Below are 23,727 nucleotides of genomic sequence, written 5' to 3'. Positions count from 1 at the left end.
TAAACAAAAAGAAAAGGGATGGATGTACCAACCCTCTTACTTTATTACTTATTTTCAGTATTTTCACACTTTTGGTTTCCAACTGTACAAGATGTTTTGCAAGCTGATTGGCAAGATGTTTGACATTCACCACATCCACCTTTAGCAAAAGTATCTTTTAAGCTTTTTCCAGTTAATGTTTTTATGTGTTTCATAAGTACCTCCATTATTCCGCTTTTAGATCCGTCTTATCAGTAACTATTGAGTTTATACCCCATTTCATTACTTCAATTCTAGATTTTTCTCCAGAAGTTTCGATAACAACATAATCTTCTTTTGCAAGAACAACTTTACCTTTGATACCGCCAATAGTCATAATTTCATCTCCGACTTTAATTCCTGCTCTCATGTCTTTGACTTTAGACTCTCTCTTCTTTTGTGGTCTTATTAACATAAAATAAAAAGCTACAAAAAGAATAATTAGTGGTACAAAAGTAGCTAACATTTGTTGCTTTTGTGCATCCATATAAAAACTCCCTTCTTAATCATTATAACCATATTTTTTATAAAAGTCATCTTTAAATTCTAAGAAACAATCATTTTTTATAGCTTCTCTAATATTTTCCATTAGATTTATTAAGAAATGTAGATTGTGTATTGATGCAAGTCTTAGTCCTAAAATCTCATCAACATTAAATAAATGTCTCATATAAGCTCTAGTATAGTTCTTACATACATAACAATCACATTCAGGATCAAGTGGTGTAAAATCTTCTTTATACTTTGCATTTTTTACTACAACTTTTCCTCTTGATGTCATACAAGTTCCGTTTCTAGCTATTCTTGTAGGTAATACGCAGTCTGCCATATCTATTCCATGTTCTACTGCTTCAAATAGATAATCTGGAGTTCCAACACCCATTAAATATCTAGGCTTATCCTTTGGCATTAAGTCAGTTGTATAATCAAGTATTTCAACCATTAAATCCTTTGGCTCTCCAACACTTAATCCACCTACTGCATAGCCTGGAAAATCTAATTCAATAAGATCTTTTGCACTTACTTCTCTTAAATCTTTATACATTCCACCTTGAATAATTCCAAAAAGAGCTTGATTGTCAGTATTTGTATGGTAATCTTTACATCTTTTAGCCCATCTAGTAGTTCTGTGCATTGAGTGCTCTACATAGTCGTGACTTGCAGGATATGGCGCACATTCATCAAAGGCCATCATAATATCTGAACCTAAAATATTTTGTATTTCCATGGACTTTTCAGGAGATAAGAATTTTTTAGAACCATCTATATGAGATCTAAACTCTACTCCTTCTTCTGTAATTTTTCTATTATTTCTTAAACTAAAAACTTGAAATCCTCCACTATCAGTTAAAATCGGTCTATCCCAATTCATAAATTTGTGAAGTCCACCAGCTTTTTCAATTATATCTGTACCTGGCTTTAAAAATAAATGATAGGTATTAGATAAAATTATTTGAGCTTTTAAATCTTTTAATTCTTCTGGTGTCATAGTTTTTACCGTAGCTCTTGTTCCTACTGGCATAAAAATTGGAGTTTCTATTTCTCCATGATTAGTTTTAATTTTTCCAAGTCTTGCTTTACATTCTTTTGATTCTTTTAATAATTCAAATTGAAACATTGCTCCTCCTAATATATAAACATTGCATCTCCAAAACTGAAGAATCTATATTTTTCTTCTACTGCAATTTTATAAGCATTCATTATATACTTCTTTGAAGCAAAGGCTGATACAAGCATTACTAAAGTTGACTCTGGTAAGTGAAAATTTGTAATAAGTGCATTTACACATTTAAACTTATATCCTGGATATATAAATATATCTGTCCATCCACTTTTTTCAGAAACTTTTCCAAAATCATCTGCAACAGTTTCAAGTGTTCTTATAGAAGTCGTACCTACTGCTACAACTCTTCTACCTTCATCCTTAGCTTTATTTATAGTATCTGCTACCTCTTTACTAATCATATAAAATTCTGAATGCATTTGATGGCTTTCTACATCATCTACCTTAACTGGTCTAAATGTTCCTAAGCCCACATGAAGAGTAATATAACATATTTCTACACCTTTGTCTTTAATTTTTTTTAATAATTCTTCAGTAAAATGAAGTCCTGCTGTTGGAGCTGCTGCTGATCCTTCTACTTTTGAATAGACAGTTTGATATCTTTCTTTATCTTCAAGTTTTTCTGTAATATATGGAGGTAGTGGCATTTCACCTAATTCATCAAGTATTTCTTCAAAAATACCATCATATTTAAATTTTAAAAATCTACTTCCATCTTCTGATATATCAACTACCTCTGCAGAAAGTTTATCGGAAAATTCTACAACTGTTCCTATCTTAGCTTTCTTACCTGGTTTACATAAACATTCCCAAATATCATCATCATTTCTTTTTAATAGCAAAAATTCAATATGTTCTTCCCTACCTACTCTATGACCATATAATCTTGCAGGCATAACTCTAGTATTATTTAATACTAGAACATCTCCTTCTTTTAAATGTTCAATAATATTATAAAAATGTTCATGATTAACTTCTCCAGTTTCTTTATTTAACAAAAGAAGTTTTGAATTTACTCTATTTTCCAAAGGGTGTTGTGCTATTAATTCCTTTGGAAGTTCATAATTAAAATCGCTTGTTCTCATCTATTCTCCTTCTACTTATTTATTTAATGTAACTCCTGGGAAGTAGAAAGTGATAATATCTATATAGTTTTTCCCTTGTTTTGCCATTTCAACAGCACCATATTGACTCATACCAACTCCATGGCCATAGCCTTTTCCACTAAAAGTTATTTTTTCATCAGAGTTAATAATATCAAATAGAGTACTTTTTAAATTGGTATTTCCAAAAATATTTCTAAATTTATTACCAGTTATCTTCTCAGTTTTTTCCGTTCCAATAATTTCAATTGTTTTATTTCTTCCTGAAACATCTTTTTCAGCTACATTGAAATTTAAAAAATTTCCAACATTTATTTTATTTTTTAATAAAACATCATTTATTTTATTCTTATCTACACTGTGTTCCCAAATATATTTTGTTGAATAAGGATCCTCCATTGAACTTAAATAAAGTACAGAATTTCCACCCCAAACTTCTTGAGCATTTGCAGTTTTTCCACCTGAAGAAGCTCCAAATATTGTATTTGCTATTTCTTCATTGTATTTTGCTACAAGACCCTTAGTTTCATCTACTGCTTTATTTGTTCTAATATCTTCTACAGTTTTTCCTCTATACACTTGAGAATTAGTAGTATCATCTAAATTATAACCATATTTTTTATATTTGTTAATATTTTTAAGTGCAAAACTTCTTGAACATATTGCTTGAGCTTTTAATGCATCTTCTGGATAGCTTGGAGATAATTCTTTTGGAATAACTCCTTTTAAATAATCTTCCATTTCAACATGATTTATTATTGCAAGCTTATTATTTACCACTCTATAAGAGATATAGCCTCTATAAGTATTAGTCATTTTAAAATAATCATCTGTTCCTATTAATAAACTTCCATTTTGTGGAAAATCACTAGAAAATACTTGATTATTACTTTTAAATTCAATTTTATTATTTTTTAATGTAACTAAAACTTCTTTAGTATTTAAATTTTGAATTTTATTTAAATCTGAATCTACAATATATATATCTTTTGTTGAATTTATCTTTGCAGTTTCATTGTTTAAATAACTTTTTCCTATTTTTACATCTAAGTAATTACCTTCTTGTGCATAAGTACTAATTGGAATAATACATGTAATTAATAAGACAGCTAATACAATTATTTTTTTCATAATAAACTCTCCTGTTCTCTATACTCTATACCAAAGTGCTCATAAGCAGATTTTGTAGCAATTCTACCTCTAGGTGTTCTATTTATAAAACCTATTTGCATAAGATAAGGTTCATAAACATCTTCTACAGTGATTCTTTCTTCTCCAATGGATGCTGCTATTGCATCTATTCCCACAGGTCTTCCAGAGAAGTTTTCAATCATTGTTAAAATAATTCTTCTATCAACATTGTCAAGTCCGTATTTATCAATTTCTAAAAGATTTAATCCTCTAATAGCAACTCTTTTAGTAATTACACCATTCTCTCTAACTTCTGCATAATCCCTTACCCTTTTTAAAAGTCGATTTGCTATTCTTGGAGTTCCTCTAGAACGTTTTGCAATTTCTATTGCTCCATCTTTTTCTATTCCTATATTTAAAATAGAAGCAGATCTTATAACTATTTCAGTTAAACTCTCAACATCATATAATTCTAGATTTAAAATAACTCCAAATCTGTCTCTTAAAGGAGAAGTTAACTGTCCTGCTCTTGTTGTTGCTCCAATTAATGTAAACTTTGAAAGATCAAGTCTTATTGATCTTGCTGATGGACCTTTACCAACAATTATATCTAATGCAAAATCTTCCATTGCAGGATATAATACTTCTTCAACAGATCTATTTATTCTATGAATCTCATCAATAAATAAAACATCATCTTCTTGAAGATTAGAAAGAATACTTGCAAGATCTCCTGGCCTTTCTATTGCTGGTCCACTTGTTACTTTTACATTTACACCCATTTCATTTGCTATAATATTACTTAATGTAGTCTTTCCAAGCCCTGGTGGTCCATTAAGCAAACAATGATCTAGTGGTTCATGTCTATTTTTTGCAGCTTCTATAAAAATTTTTAACTTTTCAACTACTTTTTCTTGACCTATATATTCATCAAGCCATTTAGGTCTTAAGCTAGTTTCTATAGGAGCATCTTCATTAGTTAATGTGGGTTCTATAATTCTATTGTTTTCCAATAAATTTACCTCCCAAGTAATTTAAGTGCTTCTTTTATTTTAGATGAAATATCTAAAGATGAATCTACTTTTTCAAGTGCTTTCTTAGACTCATAACTATTGTAACCTAAAGTTAAAAGTGCTTCAAGAGCTGGAGAATCATCATTATTTTTAATAGTTTCAACTTCATCTAATTCTATATTTTCATCAAACTCATATTTAGAGATTTTATCTTTTAATTCTAGTATTATTCTCTCTCCAGTTTTTTTACCAATTCCTGGAGCTTTCATTAAAATTTCTTTTTGTTCATTTAAAATTGCAGTTCTAATTTCAGAATCTGTTAAATTTGATAATATTCCAATACCAACTTTTGGACCAATTCCAGAAACAGTTGTAAGCAAATCAAATAAAATCCTAGAATCAGTACTTTTAAAACCATATAATGATATATCATCTTCTCTAACTATCATTCTAGTAAAGATTTTTTCGCTATTTCCTATTGAATAATCATTTAAATCCCTTAAAGGCATTCTAATTAAATATCCCATATTATTATTTTCTACAACAACATTGTCATTATATTTTTCTACTATTTCACCAAATATATAATCTATCATATCTACATCCTAAAACTTTCTTTAAACTTTAAAGAGGCTGCATGAGTAATAGCAACAGCTAATGCATCTGCAACATCATCTGGTTTAGGTATCTTTTCTAAATGCAGCATAAATTTAACCATTTCTTGAACTTGTCTTTTTTCTGCTCTACCATAACCTACAACAGCTTGCTTTATTTGAAGAGGAGTATATTCAAAAATCTCTTTACTATTCATTTTAGCACAAAGAACTTCTACACCTCTAGCTTGTCCTACAGTTATTGCTGTTTTTACATTTTTATTAAAAAACAGCTCTTCAAAAGCAACATCTTCAGGTTCATACTTTTTTATTATTTCATCTAAATCTCTATAGATTTTTTCTAATCTATGAGGAAATTGCATATCGCTTTTTGTAGTTATTGCTCCATAGTCTAAAACATTATATTTATTTCCAACTACATCTATAATTCCATATCCTACAATTGCTATTCCTGGGTCTATTCCTAATATTCTCATAAACTTCCTTTACTTTTAAAAAAAACTAAGCTTTTACACTTAGTTTTTACTTATATCTCTTCATAACTCGATCATTTATTCCATCCCAATAGGCATTTTGAAAAACTCTTATACCATCAATATATAAGAATTTAATTATCTTTTTATTTAGTCCATATAATTCTTTTTTACTTAAATAAGAATTCATCTCTTTAAACATATAACCACAAGATTCAAAATCAAAAACCAATTGTTTGTCTAAGTGTGAGTTTAAATTATAAATTTTTGATTTTAATATATGTAACTCAAATCCATAGACAATATCATGAATGTGTTTTTTTACTTTTTCATCTTTTATTAAAGTTCTTAAAAACTTTTCTTTTAAATTTAATATTTCTAAATTATTCATTTCATAATTAAATAATTTTTTTCTCTTATAAATATCCTCAAGATCTAAATACTTAAAAGTTATACATTCTAACTTATTTGCACTTTTCGTTGCATTAAATCCAAGTCTATATCCTTCTAGATACATAAAGAGTTCAAATCTATTTATATCATCATGTATTAAATTACTAAGATTATAAGCTATAAGCTCTTTACCTTCTTTATTTTTTAAAAATCTAATAATATCTCTTTTTAAATGTTTTAAAGAAATATATGATGGACAAATATTTTCTATAGAATCTTCAATATTATAAATATTTAATAGTATATTTATACATTCAATATCATTCTCATATAAGAATTTTTTTATAAGGAAAGACTTTATATCCTTGAAACAATAATTACTATTGTCATTAATATTAAGTTTTGATATTGCTTCCATATTCATTCCTCCAAAAATTCTTATATGATTATTATACTATAAATTTTAACTATTTTGTCAATTTTTATAAATAAAACTACAAATATAATATTGAATTATAGCAGTCTAATTCCCTTTTCCAAACATTCTTTTTTTGTTTTATCATCCCAAATAGCTGCCTGAACTTCACCAATATGTCTTTTTTCTAAAAAGAACATACATAACCTAGATTGACCTATTCCTCCACCTACTGTATAAGGTAGTTCTTTTTCAATAAGAGCCTTGTGGTATGGCATAGTCATTCTATCTTCCTTGCCTGCTATTTTAAGTTGTTTTACAAGAGAATCTTCATCTACTCTAATTCCCATACTAGATAATTCCATAGCCTTATTTAATACAGGATTCCAAAAAAGAATATCTCCATTTAATTCCCAATCATCATAGTCTGGACTTCTCATATCATGTGGTTTTCCTGAGTTTAATATTTTTCCTATTCCTTGAATAAATACAGCCTTTTTTTCTTTACAAATTGCATTTTCTTTTTCTTTATCTGTAAAGTCAGGATACATATCTTCAAGTTCTTGTGCTGTTATAAAAAATATCTCATCTGGTAATTTTTTTGAAAGCGCAAAGGGATATACTTGATTTATATATTCTTCTGCTCTTTTAAAAACTTCATATATTTCTCTTACAATAAATTTTAAGTAAGTATCTGTTCTATCTTCTTTTTTTATTATTTTTTCCCAGTCCCATTGATCCACATATACAGAATGTATTTCATCTAAAACTTCATCTGGTCTTAAAGCATTCATATCAGCATATAAACCTTCATAGCACTCAAATCCATACTCTTTTAAGGCATATCTTTTCCATTTAGCTAATGACTGAACTATTTCAACATTTATATCATGTTTTCTAATATCAAAATTTACCGCTTTTTCAACACCACTTAAATTATCATTAAGTCCAGTTTCAGGTCTTACTAATAATGGAGCTGAAATTCTAGCTAAATTTAATGTATTTGCTAAATCTCTTTGGAAATAATCTTTTAATGACTTTATAGCCATTTGAGTTTCTTTTAAATTTAATACTGTAACTTCCGAGTTGTTTCTCATATATACCTCCAATAATAAAAAATTCTCTCATTTAACATGAGAGAATTAAATTAACAACTTATTATACAAATTGATATTCCATATCTTCAGAATAATTAAGAACAGTTTCAACTATAAAACAAGCAATATTTTGACTTAAATCAAGTGCATAATTAAGATCTGTATCAAAAGACCTTTCTGCATTCATGTATTCATCTACAACAGAGTTAATATAGTCTTTTATTTTCTCAACTAATTTTAAATTACTATCTTCATATAGATCTATTTTTTGAGTTTTTGTAATGTCTTTTATAAATTCATATCCAATAGCATATTGATTTAAATCAGCTTCATATTTAATATGACTCTTCATACTTCCCATAAAAGTTTTTCTATAAGCATGTGGATAACATGTATAATCACATAAATAGTGAGAAATAACTCCCATCTTTTTACTTACATATTTTAATAATACTGGATTTATTTCTTCATCTAAGCTTGAATATCTACAAAGAAATATTAATTTCACTATTTCATTTGCTATATAATCTAAACTTTCTTTTTTGTAATGTCTTATTAATTTATAGTATGGTAAATAATCTGGAGCAATACTTCCCCAAGATAATTTTTTTATATCTAATTTTATATTATAATTTTTTTCGATTTTGTCATATACTTCAAGTGCAATAGTTTTATGTGTTTGTGCTAGAATTTTAAACACTTCCCCTTCTTTGAAATATACAGTAATTCTAAAACAGTAAGACTCAAATGTCAATAGTATTTACTATATTTATTTATTTTGTATTAATTATTCTGTATATAGTTTCCCAAACATCTTGAGTTTCAAACCCTTTTCTCCAACTTCCTACACCAGCTAAATTATATTTATTTACAAGAGATACTTTCCACTTAATAGACTGTGAATCTTCTAGCCATATTTTATATGTTTTATTTCCTTCAGTGTATTCTACATAATCTTGCTTAGAAACATCATCCCATTTAGGTATTAAATCTTTCTCATTTAATAATTTATTTGACTGGTCCATTGATATAGTTGAAGATTTAACTTTACCATTTTCTTCTGTCCATATTCTAGAATAAAATGGTACTCCAAGTATTAATTTCTCTTTAGGAATTGATTTAAAAAGCATATTTATATTGCTCTCCACCCATTTATACTCAGCAACAGATCCTGCCTTCTCAGAAGATGCCCAGTGCTGATCATATGCCATTACAATTACATAATCACATACCTCTGCAAGTTCTTTTCTATTATAAGGTTCTTTTTCTACATTATTTGTTATTTGAGGAGTAACATCTACAGATGTAACTTTACCATTTGCCTTTGCTTGAGCAGATAGTTCTCTTACAAATTGAGTTATTAAATCTCTATCTTCTATTTTAGTATGTTCAAAATCAATATTAATTCCCTTTAAGTTATAATTGTTAAGTAGTTCCATTGTTTTAGAGATAACTTTTTCTCTTTTACTACTACTTAATAAAACTTCATGTGTTATATCTGGATTAAAAGAATTGTCTAAATAACCCCAAACATCAATTCCAAGATTATTATATTTAGAAACATATTCTTTATTTCCTCGATCTATTATATCCCCACTTTTATTTGAAACAGAAAACCAAGTAGGAACTATTACATCAAGACCCTTAATACCTGTAATTAAATTAATTGATTCTTGTTTATGTGGGCCATATGTATAATCCCATGTTAAATTAAGAGGCTTCTCAGCCTCTTTTTTACTTTCTTCTTTTTCTATTTTAAATTTATCTTTTGGAAACTCAACATTTAATAGGTTTTTCTTAATATATCCCGCGTAACCATCTATTTCACGGACTTTATAAAAATCACCTATTTCTCCATATACATATACTTTATCTTCTTTATTAATAGTCTTAACTATTGGAGAAGACTTACTGTCTTTTTCTCTAATATTTACACCATTACCAGATGGAGTGCCTATTGAATAATCAATATTTTTGTAATCCATTAAAAGAAGTTTTTTATCTTTAATAAATCTAAAATCTACTGAATAGTCATAGATAAATCCTTCAATTGGAACCATTATTTTTCCATCTTTTTCTATAACTGGATCTCTTAATTCAATTTTTTTAGAATTAAAAAGTCCTTCTTTTTCATTTAAAGTATATCTTTTAGTTCCCTTTTCATTGGCAAAAATAACTACATTTTCATTTTTATCATAATTAACATTTTCATCAATTTTTTCTTTTATAAAATCAAGTGATAGATAAAATTGTCCATCAATTCTATCAAAATCTTTTTTATCTATATCATCACCTTCACAAATAAAACTAAATTGATTATATTTATTAGATGAATCACTTGATCCTCTAGAGTTTAAAAAGAAGAATACTCCGCCAACTATAAGTAATATTGCAAGGATACTTATAAAAAATTTTTTCATTTAATCTACCTCGTCATATTTATAATATAAACTATTATATAGTCTAGAGATTGAAATTAAAAGAAAAATCTTTATATACTAAAAATAGGACTATAATAGTCCCATCTTTTAGTAGTTAGTTTTTTCTTTAACTTTTGCAGCTTTACCTTGTCTATCTCTAATGTAGTATAGTTTTGAACGTCTAACTTTACCCTTACGAGTTACTACTAAATTAGCAATTCTTGGTGAGTTCATTAAGAATGTTCTTTCAACACCTACTCCGTAAGAAAGTCTTCTTACTGTAAATGCTTGTCTTGAGCTTCCGCCTTGAATTTTAATAACAGTTCCTTCATAAACTTGAACTCTTTCTCTAGAACCTTCAATTATTCTATAATGTACTTGTACTGTATCTCCTACATTGATTTTAGGTAAATCATTTCTAATTTGTTCTTGTTCTATTGCTTTAATTATATCCACTTAGTTTACCTCCCTTCGGCCAATATATCTTTTAAATATTTTAATTCTAAGTCAGATAGTTTTGACCTATTAATTAAATCAGGTCTCTTTTCTAATGTTACTTTTATAGATTGGTACACTCTATACTGCTGAATTTTTTTATGATTGCCACTTAATAATACCTCAGGCACCTCAAAATCATTAAAATTTTGTGGTCTAGTATATTGAGGATACTCAAGTAGTCCATTATAATGCGATTCAGATTCATAAGATTCCTTACTAGATAAAACTCCAGGAAGAAGTCTTGTTACTCCATCAATTAATGTCATAGAGGCGATTTCTCCACCTGTTAAGACAAAATCTCCAAGAGATAACTCTTCATCAACATAATTTTCCACTATTCTATTATCTATTCCCTCATAATGTCCATTAAGAAGTACTATATGCTCTAATCTTGATAACTCATTTAACTTTTCTTGAGTTAAAACCTTCCCTTGAGGAGATAAATATATTACTTTTGAGTTTTCTTGTTTTACACTTTTTATAGCTCTATAAATAGGTCCTGGTTGCATAACCATACCTGGACCGCCTCCATAGGAATAATCATCAACTTGTCCATGTTTATTTTCAGAAAAATCTCTTATATTAACTGATTCAATTTTTATTTTTTCTTCTTTAATCGCTCTTCCTATAATACTATAGTCATTAAGTGAGTCAAAGAATTCTGGAAATAATGTTAAAATACTAAATTTCATTTAACATCCCCTCAATTGGGTCAATAATAATAATTTTGTTTTCTACATCTACTTTTTTTACAAAAAGTTTTAATGCTGGAATCAAATATTCATCACCATCATCACTTTTAACAATATATACATCATTAACAGGATTCTCCATGACATCAACTAGTTCTCCAATATATTCTTTTTCTGTATTATATACCTTTGAAGATATTAAATCACTTATAAAGAATGTATCTTCGTCTAATTTTATTCTATTTTCATCCTCAACATAAAGAAATTTTTCTTTAAATTTTAAAACTTCATTAATATTATTAAATTCTTTAAATTTTATATAAACAAATCTATCAGTATAAGAAACCTTTGAAATTTCATACTTCTCAAGTTCTTCTCCTACAAAAACATAATCAAGATCAGAATATCTTTCAACAACTGAAGTCATTGGAAATACTTTAAGTTCTCCCTTTATGCCTCTTGTATTTATTATTTTGCCTATTATTGTAAAATCATTTATTTTCTTCAATTTCTAAACTAACCCTTATATTTTCCTTTAGAGAAGTAGCTTTCAATATGGAACGAATCGCTTTTGCAATTCTACCTTGCTTTCCTATTACTTTTCCCATATCTTTTTCAGCAACTGTCAGATAAATATTTAACTCATCTTCTTCCTTTTTGGAAGTAACATTTACTGAATTAGGATCATCAACTAAAGATTTAGCAATATATTCAACTAATTCAACCATTTGAATCCTCCATACAAAAGATTACTACTTTGTAACATCTTCTGTTTTAACTTCTTCTTGTACTTCTCCATTTGCTTCATAAACACCATTTTCAACAAATAATCTCTCAACAGTGTCTGTAGGTTTAGCACCATTTTTAATCCAATTATTTACTTTTTCTGCGTCAACAACAACCTTTTTAGGTTCTGTTAGTGGATTGTAATATCCAATTTCCTCGATGAATTTACCATCTCTAGGACTACGAGAATCAGCAACAACTATTCTATAGAAAGGGTTCTTTTTAGCTCCCATTCTTCTTAATCTAATTTTAACTGCCAATTTGTTCACCTCCATAAATAAAATAAATCTATATATTATATAAATTTTAACTAATTAACTAAAATGGAAAAGGCATTTTAAACTTTCTTTTTTTCATGCTCTTGCCCATATTTCCAAACTGCTTCATCATTTTTCTTAAGTCTTTAAATTGCTTTAATAACTTATTCACATCAGCTTGTGAAGTTCCACTACCTGCAGCAATTCTCTTTCTTCTAGACATATCAATAATTTCTGGTTTTTGTCTTTCAGCCTTTGTCATTGATTTTATAATTGCTTCAACTTTATCAAATTCTTTTTCATCTACATTGATATTTTTAAGCATTTTATTATCCATTCCAGGTATCATACCAAGAATATCTTCTATTGGTCCTAAGTTTTTCATCTGTTCTAATTGATCTAAAAAATCATCAAATGTAAAACTTTGTTCTCTTAATTTTTTTTCTAATTCTTTTGCCTTATCTTCATCTACAGCTTCTTGAGCCTTTTCAATTAGACTTAAAACATCTCCCATACCAAGTATTCTTGATGCCATTCTGTCTGGGTGAAATACTTCAATTTGATCTAGTTTTTCTCCCATAGCTATAAATTTAATTGGCACATCTGTAACTGTTCTTATTGAAAGAGCAGCTCCACCTCTTGCATCTCCATCTAGCTTAGTTAAGATAGCTCCTGTTAAGCTTAGTTTCTCATCAAAAGAAGCAGCAACATTTACAGCATCTTGTCCTGTCATTGCATCTAAAACTAATAGTATTTCTGATGGATTTACTTCATTATTTATTTCTATAAGCTCTTCCATTAGATTTTCATCTACATGAAGTCTACCTGCCGTATCTATTAATACAACATCATTTCCATTTCTTTTTGCATGTTCAACTCCTGCTTTAGCAATATCTACAGGACTTATTTTGTCTCCCATGGAAAATACAGGTACATCAACACTATCACCAACAACTTGAAGTTGCTTTATTGCAGCTGGTCTATAAACATCACATGCTACTAATAATGGTCTTTTACCATTTTTTTTCATCATGTTCGCAAGCTTACCAGATGTAGTAGTCTTACCAGCACCTTGAAGTCCACACATCATTATAATAGTAGGCTTTTTTGAATAATCAATTTTTGCTTCACCAGTTCCCATTAATTTTGTAAGTTCTTCATTTACAATTTTTATAACTTGTTGTCCTGGTGTCAAACTATCTAAAACTTCAGATCCTAAAGATCTTTCTTTTACAGTTTTAATAAAATCTTTTACAACTTTAAAGTTAACATCTGCTTCTAAAAGAGCAAGTTTAACTTCTCTCATTGCTACATCAATATCTTTTTCAGAAAGCTTACCTTTCCCACGAAGTGCAGATAGTGTATTTTGTAATTTATCCGATAAAGATTCAAATACCATTAATACACCTCCTCATTAATTATGGTCTTAAGTTTATTTAATGTATCTATGTCTATATCTTTAGATTTTTTTTCTAATAAATCTAATAGTGATTTTAACTGTTCTCTATTACTTTTTCTTTTTTCATAAGAACTTATTAATTGTAATTTTTCATTAAATTCTTTTAGATTAGATTCTGCCCTTTTCAGATTATCAGAAACTGCTTGTTTGCTAATATCTAAATCCTCTGCAATTTCATTTAGAGAATAGTCATAGAAATAATACATTTCCATAGCTCTATATTGCTTATAGGATAAGAGTTTTCCATAAAAATCTAAAAGAGTATTCATTTCAAGAACATTTTCAATCATAATATCACCAATTCTTTTCAAGGTCAAGCTTTTTCCTTGACCTCTATTATAATAACTTTTATCTCACTCTTTGTCAATAGTTTTTAAACAAAAAAAAGACCAAAATTGGTCTTTTTTTATCTTAATAAGATTTCATCATGTATACTTTCGATTTTTCCATCTTTTATATATACTCTTGGAAGTCTTGATGAAAAATGACAACTATAAGAAGTTGCTATTTCTCCAGCTTTTAAAGCCACTTCTAAAATAGGTATTTCCTCTTCGCCTTGTTTTCCGATTATAACGGCTTCATCACCTATTTTACAATTAATATTTGTTACATCTATCATCATTTGATCCATACAGATTCTTCCTATTTGAGGGCATCTTTTGCCATCTATTAGAACATCTATTTTTCCACTTAATTGTCTTATTATTCCATCAGCATATCCTATTGGTAAAGTTGCTATTTTAGTTTCTTTTGAAGTTTCATAAGTAAGTCCATAACTAACTTTTTCTCCCTTAGGTACAATTTTTAAATTGGCAATTTGCGCTTTAACTTCACCTATATATTCAACTTTAAAACCTTCATATTTACTTTCAACACCTTCAGTATGACCTAATTGAACTAAACCTGGTCTTGCAGCATTTAAATCATATTCTCTATAATTTATTATTCCTTGAGAATTATTTACATGTCTTAAAGGTATTTCCACATTTCTTTCATTTAACATATTATACATTCTCATATAATTATTAAATTGAAATGCAGTATATTCTCTATTTTCATCAGCTGCAGCAAAATGAGTAAACATACCTGTTATTTTAATATTATCCAGTTTTGAAATTTCTTTTATTTTATCTGCATTTTCTTCTGTAACTTTAAATCCAATTCTATTCATTCCAGAATCTACTGCTATATTTATTTTTGCAGTTAAATTTAATTTTTTTGCATTTTCAGAAATTTCCCTAGCATTTTCTAAATTATAAACTGTCATTGTAATTCCATTTTTTATAGAATCTTCCATTAAATAATCAGGAGTATATCCAAGTATTAGAATATTTATATCATCATAGTGATTTCTAAGACTTATTGCTTCGCTAAGTGTTGCTACTGCAAAATTATTTATTCCTAGTTCTTTTATAGTTTCTACTATTTTTACTGCTCCGTAGCCATAAGCATTACTTTTTACTACTGAAATTAATTCAACTCCGTCACTTACCTGTTCTTTGATTGTATTTACATTTTTCTTTAAAGTGTCTAGGTTTACTTCAACCCAGGCTGGTCTTGTTAAATGCACAATTATCCCTCCAGTTAGTTAAATATTGCGTCTAAGAATGTATCAATGTTAAACTGTTGTAAATCATCTATTCCTTCTCCTACACCAATTAATTTAATAGGAACTTGTAATTCGCTTTGTAATGCTATTACTACACCTCCCTTTGCAGTTCCATCTAATTTAGTAAGAACTATACCTGTTATATCACAAACTTCTTTAAAAGTTTTTGCCTGATTCATTGCATTTTGTCCTGTTGTTGCATCAAGTACTAATAAAGTTTCACGATTAGCACTAGGATATTCTCTATCTATTATTCTATTTATTTTTTCAAGTTCTTTCATTAGATTTGCTTTGTTATGCAGTCTTCCTGCAGTATCACAAATTAAAACATCAGTTTTTCTTGATTTTGCAGCTGAAATAGCATCAAAAACTACTGCTGCTGGATCAGATCCTTCGTTATGAGCAATTATATCAACCTCAGCTCTATTACCCCAGTCTCTCAACTGATCAATTGCTGCTGCTCTAAAAGTATCCGCTGCTGCAACTAAAACTTTTTTACCTTCTTTCTTGAAGTTATTAGACATCTTTCCAATAGTAGTTGTCTTTCCTACTCCATTTACTCCTATTACTAAAATTATAGTAGGAGCATCTGTTTTTACTTTATTATCTAATTCTTCATTCATAAGTTTTTTAGCTTCATTTTTTAACATAGGTATAACTTGAGCTGGATCATTTACTTTTTCTTTTATAATAGACTCTCTTAGATTATCTATTAATTTCATAGTAGTATCCATTCCTATATCAGCAGATATTAAAATATCTTCAAGATCTTCAAGCATTTCATCATCTATTTTTACATATGCTCCTAGCATAGTATTTATTTTAATGCTTACATCATCTCTAGTTTTTGAAAGTCCATCAAATAACTTTTGAAACATAGATTTTTTCTTAGGTTTTTCTTCCTCTATATTTTCTTCTTGCTCTACTTTTATAAAACTATCTTCAATTTCAATATCTTCTTTTGCATCTTCAAGTTCTTCTATTTCAATTTTTGATATTTCTTCTTGAATCTCTTTTTGTTGTTCTTCTATTTCATCTATTTTTTCTTCAAGTTCTTCAAATTCCTCAAACTTTTCTTCAAGTTCCTCAATTTCATCAGGCATTAAAGGCTCATTGTAGTTTGATTTTATTTCTAAACTCTCAATTTCTTTTTCTGTAAAAATAGGTTCATTTTCCTCTAAAATCTCTTCTTTTTCTTTCTCTAATATATCTTCTTCTTTTTTTTCAATATTTTCTTCTTCATTTGAAAAAATATCTTTAAACCACTTAAACATCTATTCCTCCTAGTTAGTTAACTCTACAGAAATAAGTTTACTTATTCCTTTTTCTTCCATTGTAACACCATATAATTTATTTGCAATTTCCATAGTTAATTTTCTATGTGTTATCATTATAAACTGAATATCCTCAATAGTTAATAAATAATTGGCATATCTTTTAATATTAGCATCATCAAGAGCTGCATCTATTTCATCTAATATACAAAACGGAGCAGGTCTTACCTTTAAAAGTGCAAATAAAAGCGCAACAGCAGTTAAAGATTTTTCTCCACCAGATAATAATGATAATGTTTGGAACCTCTTTCCTGGTGGCTGTGCTTTAATCTCAATACCTCCTGTTAGTTCATCATCGCCTTGTATCTCAATTTCTGCACGTCCTCCATTAAATAAAATACGAAAAATCTCATCAAAATACTTTGAAACTAATTTAAAAGAGCTATTGAATTTTTCTTTCATTTCTACATCTAGTTTATTTAATATATTTCTTATTTCCTCAATTGCATCTAATAGGTCTTTCTTTTGCATTAAATTAAATTCTAATCTATCATTTACTTCTTCATACTCATCAATTGCAAGTATATTTACATCACCTAAAGAATTCAACTTATTTTTATATTTCTTTATTTCATCTTTTGATTTTTTAATAGAATCTATTTCTACTATTTTTTTAATATCACTTTCTATTAAATCATAATCACTAATTAAACTTTCTTTTATATTTTCAATATAGTAATTATTTTTTTCTAGTTCATATTCTTTTTTATTGATATTTTTTTCTAATTCATTTAGTTTTTTATTACTTGAATTTATATTTTCTCGTAAACTTTCTAACTCTTTACTTCGATTTATTTTCAAATCTTTCTTTTCATCTATATTTTTTTCTAATAACTCTATTTCTTCATTTAGTTTTAATAAAGTATTATTTAATTCAAGATTTGTATTTTCAAAAGAATTAATATTTACTTTAAACTCTTCTATTTCTAAATGTAAATTTTCTATTTTCTTTAAATTTTCATCTATTCTTAAGTTATTATCACTTAATTCTTTTTTCATTGTACTTTCTGAACTATTTAATTTAACTAAATCAATTTTTTTATCAGACTCTTCTTCTTTAAGTTTATTAATTTTTTCTTTTAAACTTTCTAATTCTCCATCTGAATCATTAGACTTATTCTTAAAATTAATCTCTTTGATTTCAAGTTCTTTTTTATCTGATATATTTTTTTCTATTTCACTATAATCTTTTTCAATAGATGATTTTAAATTATTTTTTTCACTTTCATATCTATCTAGATAAATTTGATTTGTAGATTTAGATGATTTTAAATTTTCAATAGAGCCTTTCATCTTTGAGACATCAAGATTTAAATTATTATTTATATTTTCTAAATTTCTAACTAAAAACTCAAGTTCTTCTATAGTAGAATTTCTTTTTGAAATATTTTCTTTAATTTTTTCTAAATTTAAAAAATATTCATCTTTTAAACTTTCAAGTTCTTTAACCTCATTACTTCTTCCAAGTATAGAAATATTATTTTTATATATACTTCCACCTGTTATAGAGCCACCAACATTTAAACTATCTCCTAATAGAGTTACTATTCTATATTTTCTATTTAGTCTTTTAGATAATTCTACTCCAGTATTAAAATCAATTGTAATAATGGTTTTTCCCAATATACTTTTAAATATATTGTCAAATTCAGCATTATAGCTAATAAGCTCATTTGCATATCCTAGGACTTTTTGCTTATCATAATTAGAAAGATCTACTTGATTTCCAAAAAATCTAATACTATCTAAAGGTAAAAAAGTAACTCTTCCTAAGTTTTCTTTATTTAAAAGAGCTATCATATCTCTTGCAGAGGATTCCTCTTTTATAATAATATTTTGTATGCTTCCACCTAGGGCAACTGATATGGCTTTTTCATATTTTTCATCTACTGATAAATTATCTGCAACTGTACCTATTAAAGATTTATCAAATAAATTCCTTCTCTGTGTAAAATTCATAAAACTTTTTACACTTTTTGAATATCCATCATAGTTTTCCGATAAATTTTTCATAGCTTTGTGTTTGGCATTTATAAGTTCAAATTCATTTTTTAATTCTAAATATTTTTCATTGTCCTTAATAGCTAATTTATTTAATTCAATTAAATAATTATTTTTTATAGTTTTTTGTTCTAAATTCTCTTTTTGTTTTTGTAATAACTCTTCATACTTTTCTTCTTTAAGAGATATACTTTCTAAAAGTTCCTTATTATTATCTATTAAAATATCTAAGTTCTTATTAATAGAACTTATTCTTTCTTTTTTCTCTTTAATTAAAGATTCCTTTACTTCAATTTTAGAATCTAAATCCGAAATATTTTTATGTATTAATAAATAATTTTCATTATTTAATGATCTATCTTTTTCTAAATCAGAAAGTTTTTTCGTACTTAAATTAATTTCTTCTTTTAAAGATTTTAAATCATTATTAAGAACTATTAAACTCTCATTTAAACACTTTAGATTATTTTCTTTTTCTTCATTTAAACCTTTTAGTCTATTATTTAGAATATTTAGCTCTTCTATTGAAGTTAAATTATTATTTAAATTAGTATTTAAGTTTAATATTCTTTCCTTAGATATTTCAATCTTAGATTTAACTTCTTCATATTCGCTACTTTTTTTAATTTTAAGCTCTTGATTATCACTTATTTCTATATCTAAATTTAAAATTTCATATTCTAAGTTTTTAAGTTTAATTTCATTTTCTTCTATTTGAATTAAAAGATTTTTATTTTCATTTTCTAAATCAATAATTTCAGTACTTATTTTTATGTTTTTTTCTTTTTTACTTTCAACCTCTAAAAAAACCAAACTAATTTCTAAGTCTTTTAAATTTTTATATATTTCTTTATATTTAATAGCTTTTTCAGATTGATCTTTTAGTAAGTTTTTTCTTTTTTCAATTTCTAAAATAATGTCATTTAATCTAATTAAATTATCCTTTGTCTTTTCAAGTTTTCTTTCGGATTCAGCTTTTTTCATTTTAAATTTTGATATTCCTGCTGCCTCTTCAAAAATAGCTCGTCTATTCTCAGGTTTAGAACTTAAAATATTTTCAATTTTACCTTGACCTATTAAAGAGTATCCATCTTTACCAATTCCTGTATCCATAAATAACTCTTTAATATCTTTTAGTCTGCACTTAACATTATTTATTAAAAATTCACTTTCTAAAGATCTATACATCTTTCTAGTAACAGAAACTTCGTTATATTCTATAGGAAGCGACCTATCTGAATTATCAAATACAATAGTAACTTGTGCAAATCCCAAAGGTTTCTTTTTATCAGTACCTGAAAATATAACATCTTCCATTTTTGATCCTCTTAGAGTTTTTACACTTGTCTCTCCTAAAACCCACATAATGGCATCTGAAATATTACTTTTACCACTACCATTAGGACCTACAATTCCTGTTATTTTATTATTAAATTCAATTTTCGTCTTATTCGCAAAGGATTTAAATCCTTGAATATATAGTGATTTTAGATACATTTTTACTCCATTATATATAATCTTTTATATTAATCGTCTCATTTAATCCATTATAGTAAAATTCCAAAGTTTCATTGTCTAATTTATCTTGTTTCAATTTTAGTTTTTTTATATTTAACTTTTCCATTAAAATTTTCTTTTGTTTAGAGTTTTGCCCTACAATATTAGATATGTTTTTACCTGATGATTTAATTAATAATTCATCTTTTATTTTTTTATTTTCAAAATACTCTAAAATTACATCTTTTATAATTTCACTTTCAACTAATTGTCTAAAGGCAGGGTGAAAGGGACCTGTTACCACTGAAGCACCTAACTGAATATCTTCTGTAGGTTGAAGTCCCACTCTAATTACATTTATATTATTTTTAATATATTTTTTTAATATTTCCTTACTTTGATACACTGCCTCAGATATACTTAAAGCATCATATTCTCCAGACTGATAATCAAATTCTAGTTTAGTATCTTTTATTACAAGCGTTGGATATATCCTTAAACAATCTGGGTTTAGTTTTATAAATTCATCAGCTGTATATAAAGCTTTTTCTAAATTATCTCCTGGAAGACCTAGCATTTGTTGCAGACCTAGTTTAAATCCATATTCTTTTATAAGTTCTGCAGATTTATAGACACAACTGCTATTATGTCCCCTATTAGATAAGAGTAAAACTCCATTATCTAAACTTTGAACACCTAACTCAATTGTATCTACTTTATATTTTTTTAGATTATTTAAAATTTCAGCATCAATGCAATCGGGTCTTGTAGATAGTCTAATTTCTTTTACTAATCCCATGTCTTTATATTTTTTAGCTACATTAAGTAATTTACTTTGTGTTTCTATTTCAATTGCAGTAAAGCTACCTCCATAAAAAGCAACTTCTGTGTTTGTTTTATCTTTAAAATAAGATAGATATTCTTCTATTCTATCTTCTACAATTTCTTCAGTTGTATCTGTACTAAATCCAGTTATTTTATTTTGATTACAAAAAACACAATCATTTGGACAACCATAATGAGGAACAAAGATTGGAATTATATTTTTTTTAGACATTTTTTTCACCTAGTTTTAATAATGCTCTTTTCGCTGCTATTTGTTCTGACTTTTTCTTAGTTTTTCCACTTCCACAACCAACTACTTCTCCATCTACTTTAACTGATGAATAAAATAGTTTATTATTATCAGGTCCTTCTTCTTTATCTAATACATATTCAACTACATTTTTATTGTATTGTTGTAAGTTTTCTTGAAGTCTTGATTTGTAATCAGTAAAGTTTTTTTTGCTTTCAGCTTCTTTTAAAATATTTTCAAATAATTTGAGTACAATTTTAGTTATTGTTTCTAAATCTGAATCTAAATATATAGCTCCTATTAGAGCTTCTAAAGCATCTGCTAAAATAGATTCTCTTTGATTTCCACCACTTTTAAGTTCACCTTTCCCAAACTTTATAAAGGATCCTAATTTTAACTCATTTGAAACTTTAGCTAAACTTTGTTCATTGACAACTTCTGATCTTAGTTTTGAAAGTTTTCCTTCTCTTAGACTCTCATCACTTCTAAAGAAATATTCACCTATAATTAAATCTAATACTGCATCTCCTAGAAATTCAAATCTTTCATTACTGACATTATTAGTTTTTGATATATGTTCATTTACAAAGGATGAATGTGTAAGAGCTATATCTAAATATTCAATATTTTCAAAATCATATTCCAATTTTTTAAGAAGCTCCTTTGCTCCTTTCGGCATTTAGATCACCCTACTTTTAAATTATAATTCTTCTATAAATTCTAAAACATCTCCAATAGTTTTTAAGTTTTCTAATTCTTCATCTTCTATTTCTACAGAAAATTCATCTTCTATACTCATAACAAGCTCAACAATATCTACTGAGTCTGCATTTAAATCATCTATAAAAGACATTTCCTCATTTAATTCATCTATATCTTTATCAAATTGTTCTGCAATAAGTTCTAATACTTTTTCTTTCATATTTTCTCCTTAAAATCCCTTTCTAATGTTTCTATTATATTATTATTTAAAGCCATTACAGCGGCTTTGGCTGCATTTTTAATAGCTATGCTATCAGAATCACCATGAGCTTTTACTACAACTTGTTTTAGTCCTAATAAAATAGTTCCTCCAACTTCTTTATAATCTAAATTTTTTGACATTTTAGAAAATAAAGAACCTACTTCAAGTAATGTCTCTTTTGATAATTCAGCTTTTTTTATCTCAGATTGTATTGTATGCATTAAAAATTTTGCAACACCTTCTGTATTTTTAAGTAATACATTTCCAACAAAACCATCACATACTACTAAATCACATTTTCCCATAGTAACATCTCTTGCTTCAATATTTCCTACAAAATTCAAATCTGAGTTTTTAAGTAATGTAAAAGCTTCTTTAGTTAAGGCATTTCCTTTTCCTTCTTCAGTTCCTACATTTAATAAACCTACTCTAGGATTTTTTATTCCTTTTATTCCTTGTAAATAAGTTTTTCCCATTAATGCAAATTGTAGTAATAAGTCGGCATCACAATCCATATTTGCACCAGAATCTATTACTAATGTTCCACCAGATAAACTTGGTAGCTCTGTAGGAAGTGCTGCTCTTTTTACATTGTCTATTCTCTTTGTTATAAAAAGTCCTCCAGCTAAAAGTGCACCTGTACTTCCTGCTGACACAAAAGCATCTACCTTATCTTCTTTTAGAGATTTTAGTCCAAGTACTGTACTTGAATTCTTCTTTCTTCTAATTGCATAAGCTGGCTCTTCATTATTTTCTATTTTTTCTGTAGCATTTATAATTTCTACTTTTTTATTGTAATTTAATTCTTTAAGTATTTTTTCTATTTCAATTTCATTTCCAACGAAACTTATATCTATATCCATTTCTTCAGCTGCAAGTACTGCACCTTTTACGATTTCTAGCGGTGCATTATCTCCACCTAAAGCATCAAATAATATTCTCATAATGACCTCCTTATCCTTAAATAAATATATAGTAAAACGAAAAAAAAATCAATTAATTTTGAACACTAGTCCAAAAAATAATTGATTTTAAAAACAAAAATTGCTGATTTATTATGGGGTGGATAGTGGGATTCGAACCCACGACCTCAAGAGCCACAATCTTGCGCCCTAACCAACTAGGCCATACCCACCATACTAATCAGCAACGATATTAATTATAACAACTCTAAAAAGAATTGTCAATATTAATTTGTTAATTACTAATAAATTTATTATGGGGTGGATAGTGGGATTTGAACCCACGACCTCAAGAGCCACAATCTTGCGCCCTAACCAACTAGGCCATACCCACCACATTTATCAGCAATAA

The 23,727-nt window shown here is 27.2% G+C and carries 26 protein-coding genes and 2 tRNA genes; all 28 read right to left on the bottom strand.

Features of this window, described 5'->3' with window-relative positions; all coding sequences use genetic code 11:
- Positions 1-44: 44 nt before the first annotated feature.
- A complete protein-coding gene (gene scfA, locus J2Z71_RS03595; protein WP_210060487.1) occupies positions 45-194 on the bottom strand; it encodes a six-cysteine ranthipeptide SCIFF in 150 nt (49 codons plus the stop codon).
- 11 nt (positions 195-205) lie between these two features.
- Positions 206-505: a preprotein translocase subunit YajC gene (gene yajC / locus J2Z71_RS03590; protein ID WP_210060486.1), complete on the bottom strand. Its 300-nt coding sequence runs from the start codon at positions 503-505 to the stop codon at positions 206-208.
- A 15-nt stretch (positions 506-520) separates the two neighbouring features.
- Entirely contained in the window at positions 521-1,636 is a 1,116-nt protein-coding gene (tgt, locus tag J2Z71_RS03585; RefSeq protein ID WP_210060485.1) for a tRNA guanosine(34) transglycosylase Tgt, read from the bottom strand.
- An 8-nt stretch (positions 1,637-1,644) separates the two neighbouring features.
- Positions 1,645-2,667 carry a tRNA preQ1(34) S-adenosylmethionine ribosyltransferase-isomerase QueA gene (queA, locus tag J2Z71_RS03580; RefSeq protein ID WP_210060484.1) on the bottom strand — a complete coding sequence of 341 codons (1,023 nt, stop codon included), beginning with the start codon at positions 2,665-2,667 and terminating at the stop codon, positions 1,645-1,647.
- A 15-nt stretch (positions 2,668-2,682) separates the two neighbouring features.
- Complete coding sequence (locus tag J2Z71_RS03575; protein ID WP_210060483.1) at positions 2,683-3,816, bottom strand: SpoIID/LytB domain-containing protein; 1,134 nt, start codon at positions 3,814-3,816, stop codon at positions 2,683-2,685.
- Positions 3,813-4,829 carry a Holliday junction branch migration DNA helicase RuvB gene (gene ruvB / locus J2Z71_RS03570; RefSeq protein ID WP_210060482.1) on the bottom strand — a complete coding sequence of 339 codons (1,017 nt, stop codon included), beginning with the start codon at positions 4,827-4,829 and terminating at the stop codon, positions 3,813-3,815. Before ruvB ends, J2Z71_RS03575 begins: the two co-directional genes overlap by 4 nt.
- Before the next feature lie 5 nt (positions 4,830-4,834).
- Positions 4,835-5,425 carry a Holliday junction branch migration protein RuvA gene (gene ruvA / locus J2Z71_RS03565; protein ID WP_210060481.1) on the bottom strand — a complete coding sequence of 197 codons (591 nt, stop codon included), beginning with the start codon at positions 5,423-5,425 and terminating at the stop codon, positions 4,835-4,837.
- A 2-nt stretch (positions 5,426-5,427) separates the two neighbouring features.
- Entirely contained in the window at positions 5,428-5,919 is a 492-nt protein-coding gene (ruvC, locus tag J2Z71_RS03560; protein ID WP_210060480.1) for a crossover junction endodeoxyribonuclease RuvC, read from the bottom strand.
- A 46-nt stretch (positions 5,920-5,965) separates the two neighbouring features.
- Positions 5,966-6,727, bottom strand: coding sequence for a hypothetical protein (locus J2Z71_RS03555; RefSeq protein WP_210060479.1), 762 nt, complete (start codon positions 6,725-6,727; stop codon positions 5,966-5,968).
- A 95-nt stretch (positions 6,728-6,822) separates the two neighbouring features.
- Entirely contained in the window at positions 6,823-7,821 is a 999-nt protein-coding gene (asnA, locus tag J2Z71_RS03550; RefSeq protein ID WP_210060478.1) for an aspartate--ammonia ligase, read from the bottom strand.
- 61 nt (positions 7,822-7,882) lie between these two features.
- Entirely contained in the window at positions 7,883-8,521 is a 639-nt protein-coding gene (locus J2Z71_RS03545; RefSeq protein WP_210060477.1) for a zinc dependent phospholipase C family protein, read from the bottom strand.
- Between the two features lie 73 nt (positions 8,522-8,594).
- Positions 8,595-10,241, bottom strand: coding sequence for a glycosyl hydrolase family 18 protein (locus tag J2Z71_RS03540; protein WP_210060476.1), 1,647 nt, complete (start codon positions 10,239-10,241; stop codon positions 8,595-8,597).
- 108 nt (positions 10,242-10,349) lie between these two features.
- Positions 10,350-10,697 (bottom strand): 50S ribosomal protein L19, encoded by a 348-nt coding sequence (gene rplS, locus J2Z71_RS03535; protein WP_210060475.1) that lies wholly within the window; start codon positions 10,695-10,697, stop codon positions 10,350-10,352.
- Positions 10,698-10,702: 5 nt separating this feature from the next.
- Positions 10,703-11,431, bottom strand: coding sequence for a tRNA (guanosine(37)-N1)-methyltransferase TrmD (gene trmD / locus J2Z71_RS03530; protein ID WP_210060474.1), 729 nt, complete (start codon positions 11,429-11,431; stop codon positions 10,703-10,705).
- Complete coding sequence (gene rimM / locus J2Z71_RS03525) at positions 11,421-11,939, bottom strand: ribosome maturation factor RimM (RefSeq protein ID WP_210060473.1); 519 nt, start codon at positions 11,937-11,939, stop codon at positions 11,421-11,423. Before rimM ends, trmD begins: the two co-directional genes overlap by 11 nt.
- A complete protein-coding gene (locus J2Z71_RS03520) occupies positions 11,923-12,159 on the bottom strand; it encodes a KH domain-containing protein (RefSeq protein WP_210060472.1) in 237 nt (78 codons plus the stop codon). The genes rimM and J2Z71_RS03520 overlap by 17 nt, the downstream gene beginning before the upstream one ends.
- Before the next feature lie 24 nt (positions 12,160-12,183).
- Complete coding sequence (gene rpsP, locus J2Z71_RS03515) at positions 12,184-12,477, bottom strand: 30S ribosomal protein S16 (RefSeq protein ID WP_210060471.1); 294 nt, start codon at positions 12,475-12,477, stop codon at positions 12,184-12,186.
- A 58-nt stretch (positions 12,478-12,535) separates the two neighbouring features.
- Positions 12,536-13,873 carry a signal recognition particle protein gene (ffh, locus tag J2Z71_RS03510; RefSeq protein WP_210060470.1) on the bottom strand — a complete coding sequence of 446 codons (1,338 nt, stop codon included), beginning with the start codon at positions 13,871-13,873 and terminating at the stop codon, positions 12,536-12,538.
- Positions 13,873-14,223, bottom strand: coding sequence for a YlxM family DNA-binding protein (gene ylxM, locus J2Z71_RS03505; RefSeq protein ID WP_210060469.1), 351 nt, complete (start codon positions 14,221-14,223; stop codon positions 13,873-13,875). The genes ffh and ylxM overlap by 1 nt, the downstream gene beginning before the upstream one ends.
- 116 nt (positions 14,224-14,339) lie before the next feature.
- On the bottom strand, positions 14,340-15,503 hold the full coding sequence (gene alr, locus J2Z71_RS03500; RefSeq protein WP_210060468.1) for an alanine racemase: 1,164 nt from the start codon (positions 15,501-15,503) through the stop codon (positions 14,340-14,342).
- A 14-nt stretch (positions 15,504-15,517) separates the two neighbouring features.
- Positions 15,518-16,816: a signal recognition particle-docking protein FtsY gene (gene ftsY, locus J2Z71_RS03495; RefSeq protein WP_210060467.1), complete on the bottom strand. Its 1,299-nt coding sequence runs from the start codon at positions 16,814-16,816 to the stop codon at positions 15,518-15,520.
- A 9-nt stretch (positions 16,817-16,825) separates the two neighbouring features.
- Positions 16,826-20,374 carry a chromosome segregation protein SMC gene (gene smc, locus J2Z71_RS03490; RefSeq protein WP_210060466.1) on the bottom strand — a complete coding sequence of 1,183 codons (3,549 nt, stop codon included), beginning with the start codon at positions 20,372-20,374 and terminating at the stop codon, positions 16,826-16,828.
- 10 nt (positions 20,375-20,384) lie between these two features.
- Entirely contained in the window at positions 20,385-21,431 is a 1,047-nt protein-coding gene (locus J2Z71_RS03485) for an elongator complex protein 3 (protein ID WP_210060465.1), read from the bottom strand.
- The gene (gene rnc / locus J2Z71_RS03480) at positions 21,424-22,128 is read right to left on the bottom strand and encodes a ribonuclease III (protein ID WP_210060464.1); all 705 of its coding nucleotides are present in this window, start codon (positions 22,126-22,128) and stop codon (positions 21,424-21,426) included. Before rnc ends, J2Z71_RS03485 begins: the two co-directional genes overlap by 8 nt.
- A gap of 21 nt (positions 22,129-22,149) precedes the next feature.
- Positions 22,150-22,371, bottom strand: a complete 222-nt coding sequence (gene acpP / locus J2Z71_RS03475) for an acyl carrier protein (RefSeq protein ID WP_210060463.1) — start codon at positions 22,369-22,371, stop codon at positions 22,150-22,152.
- On the bottom strand, positions 22,368-23,357 hold the full coding sequence (gene plsX / locus J2Z71_RS03470) for a phosphate acyltransferase PlsX (RefSeq protein WP_210060462.1): 990 nt from the start codon (positions 23,355-23,357) through the stop codon (positions 22,368-22,370). Before plsX ends, acpP begins: the two co-directional genes overlap by 4 nt.
- Before the next feature lie 114 nt (positions 23,358-23,471).
- A tRNA-His gene (locus J2Z71_RS03465) sits at positions 23,472-23,548 on the bottom strand.
- An 84-nt stretch (positions 23,549-23,632) separates the two neighbouring features.
- A tRNA-His gene (locus J2Z71_RS03460) sits at positions 23,633-23,709 on the bottom strand.
- Between the last annotated feature and the right edge of the window lie 18 nt (positions 23,710-23,727).

The sequence above is a fragment of the Peptoniphilus stercorisuis genome, from assembly GCF_017874395.1.
Lineage (GTDB): Bacteria > Bacillota > Clostridia > Tissierellales > Peptoniphilaceae > Anaerosphaera > Anaerosphaera stercorisuis.
This window is presented reverse-complemented; position numbering and strand designations above follow the sequence as displayed.

Coding starts and splice junctions, on each gene's coding strand:
- trmD (WP_210060474.1), bottom strand. CDS start 11,431: ATGAAATTTAGTATTTTAACATTATTTCCAGAATTCTTTGACTCACTT.
- smc (WP_210060466.1), bottom strand. CDS start 20,374: ATGTATCTAAAATCACTATATATTCAAGGATTTAAATCCTTTGCGAAT.
- scfA (WP_210060487.1), bottom strand. CDS start 194: ATGAAACACATAAAAACATTAACTGGAAAAAGCTTAAAAGATACTTTT.
- ffh (WP_210060470.1), bottom strand. CDS start 13,873: ATGGTATTTGAATCTTTATCGGATAAATTACAAAATACACTATCTGCA.
- J2Z71_RS03575 (WP_210060483.1), bottom strand. CDS start 3,816: ATGAAAAAAATAATTGTATTAGCTGTCTTATTAATTACATGTATTATT.
- tgt (WP_210060485.1), bottom strand. CDS start 1,636: ATGTTTCAATTTGAATTATTAAAAGAATCAAAAGAATGTAAAGCAAGA.
- J2Z71_RS03540 (WP_210060476.1), bottom strand. CDS start 10,241: ATGAAAAAATTTTTTATAAGTATCCTTGCAATATTACTTATAGTTGGC.
- asnA (WP_210060478.1), bottom strand. CDS start 7,821: ATGAGAAACAACTCGGAAGTTACAGTATTAAATTTAAAAGAAACTCAA.
- ftsY (WP_210060467.1), bottom strand. CDS start 16,816: ATGTTTAAGTGGTTTAAAGATATTTTTTCAAATGAAGAAGAAAATATT.
- queA (WP_210060484.1), bottom strand. CDS start 2,667: ATGAGAACAAGCGATTTTAATTATGAACTTCCAAAGGAATTAATAGCA.
- yajC (WP_210060486.1), bottom strand. CDS start 505: ATGGATGCACAAAAGCAACAAATGTTAGCTACTTTTGTACCACTAATT.
- J2Z71_RS03555 (WP_210060479.1), bottom strand. CDS start 6,727: ATGGAAGCAATATCAAAACTTAATATTAATGACAATAGTAATTATTGT.
- J2Z71_RS03520 (WP_210060472.1), bottom strand. CDS start 12,159: ATGGTTGAATTAGTTGAATATATTGCTAAATCTTTAGTTGATGATCCT.
- J2Z71_RS03485 (WP_210060465.1), bottom strand. CDS start 21,431: ATGTCTAAAAAAAATATAATTCCAATCTTTGTTCCTCATTATGGTTGT.
- acpP (WP_210060463.1), bottom strand. CDS start 22,371: ATGAAAGAAAAAGTATTAGAACTTATTGCAGAACAATTTGATAAAGAT.
- rnc (WP_210060464.1), bottom strand. CDS start 22,128: ATGCCGAAAGGAGCAAAGGAGCTTCTTAAAAAATTGGAATATGATTTT.
- ruvA (WP_210060481.1), bottom strand. CDS start 5,425: ATGATAGATTATATATTTGGTGAAATAGTAGAAAAATATAATGACAAT.
- plsX (WP_210060462.1), bottom strand. CDS start 23,357: ATGAGAATATTATTTGATGCTTTAGGTGGAGATAATGCACCGCTAGAA.
- ruvC (WP_210060480.1), bottom strand. CDS start 5,919: ATGAGAATATTAGGAATAGACCCAGGAATAGCAATTGTAGGATATGGA.
- ylxM (WP_210060469.1), bottom strand. CDS start 14,223: ATGATTGAAAATGTTCTTGAAATGAATACTCTTTTAGATTTTTATGGA.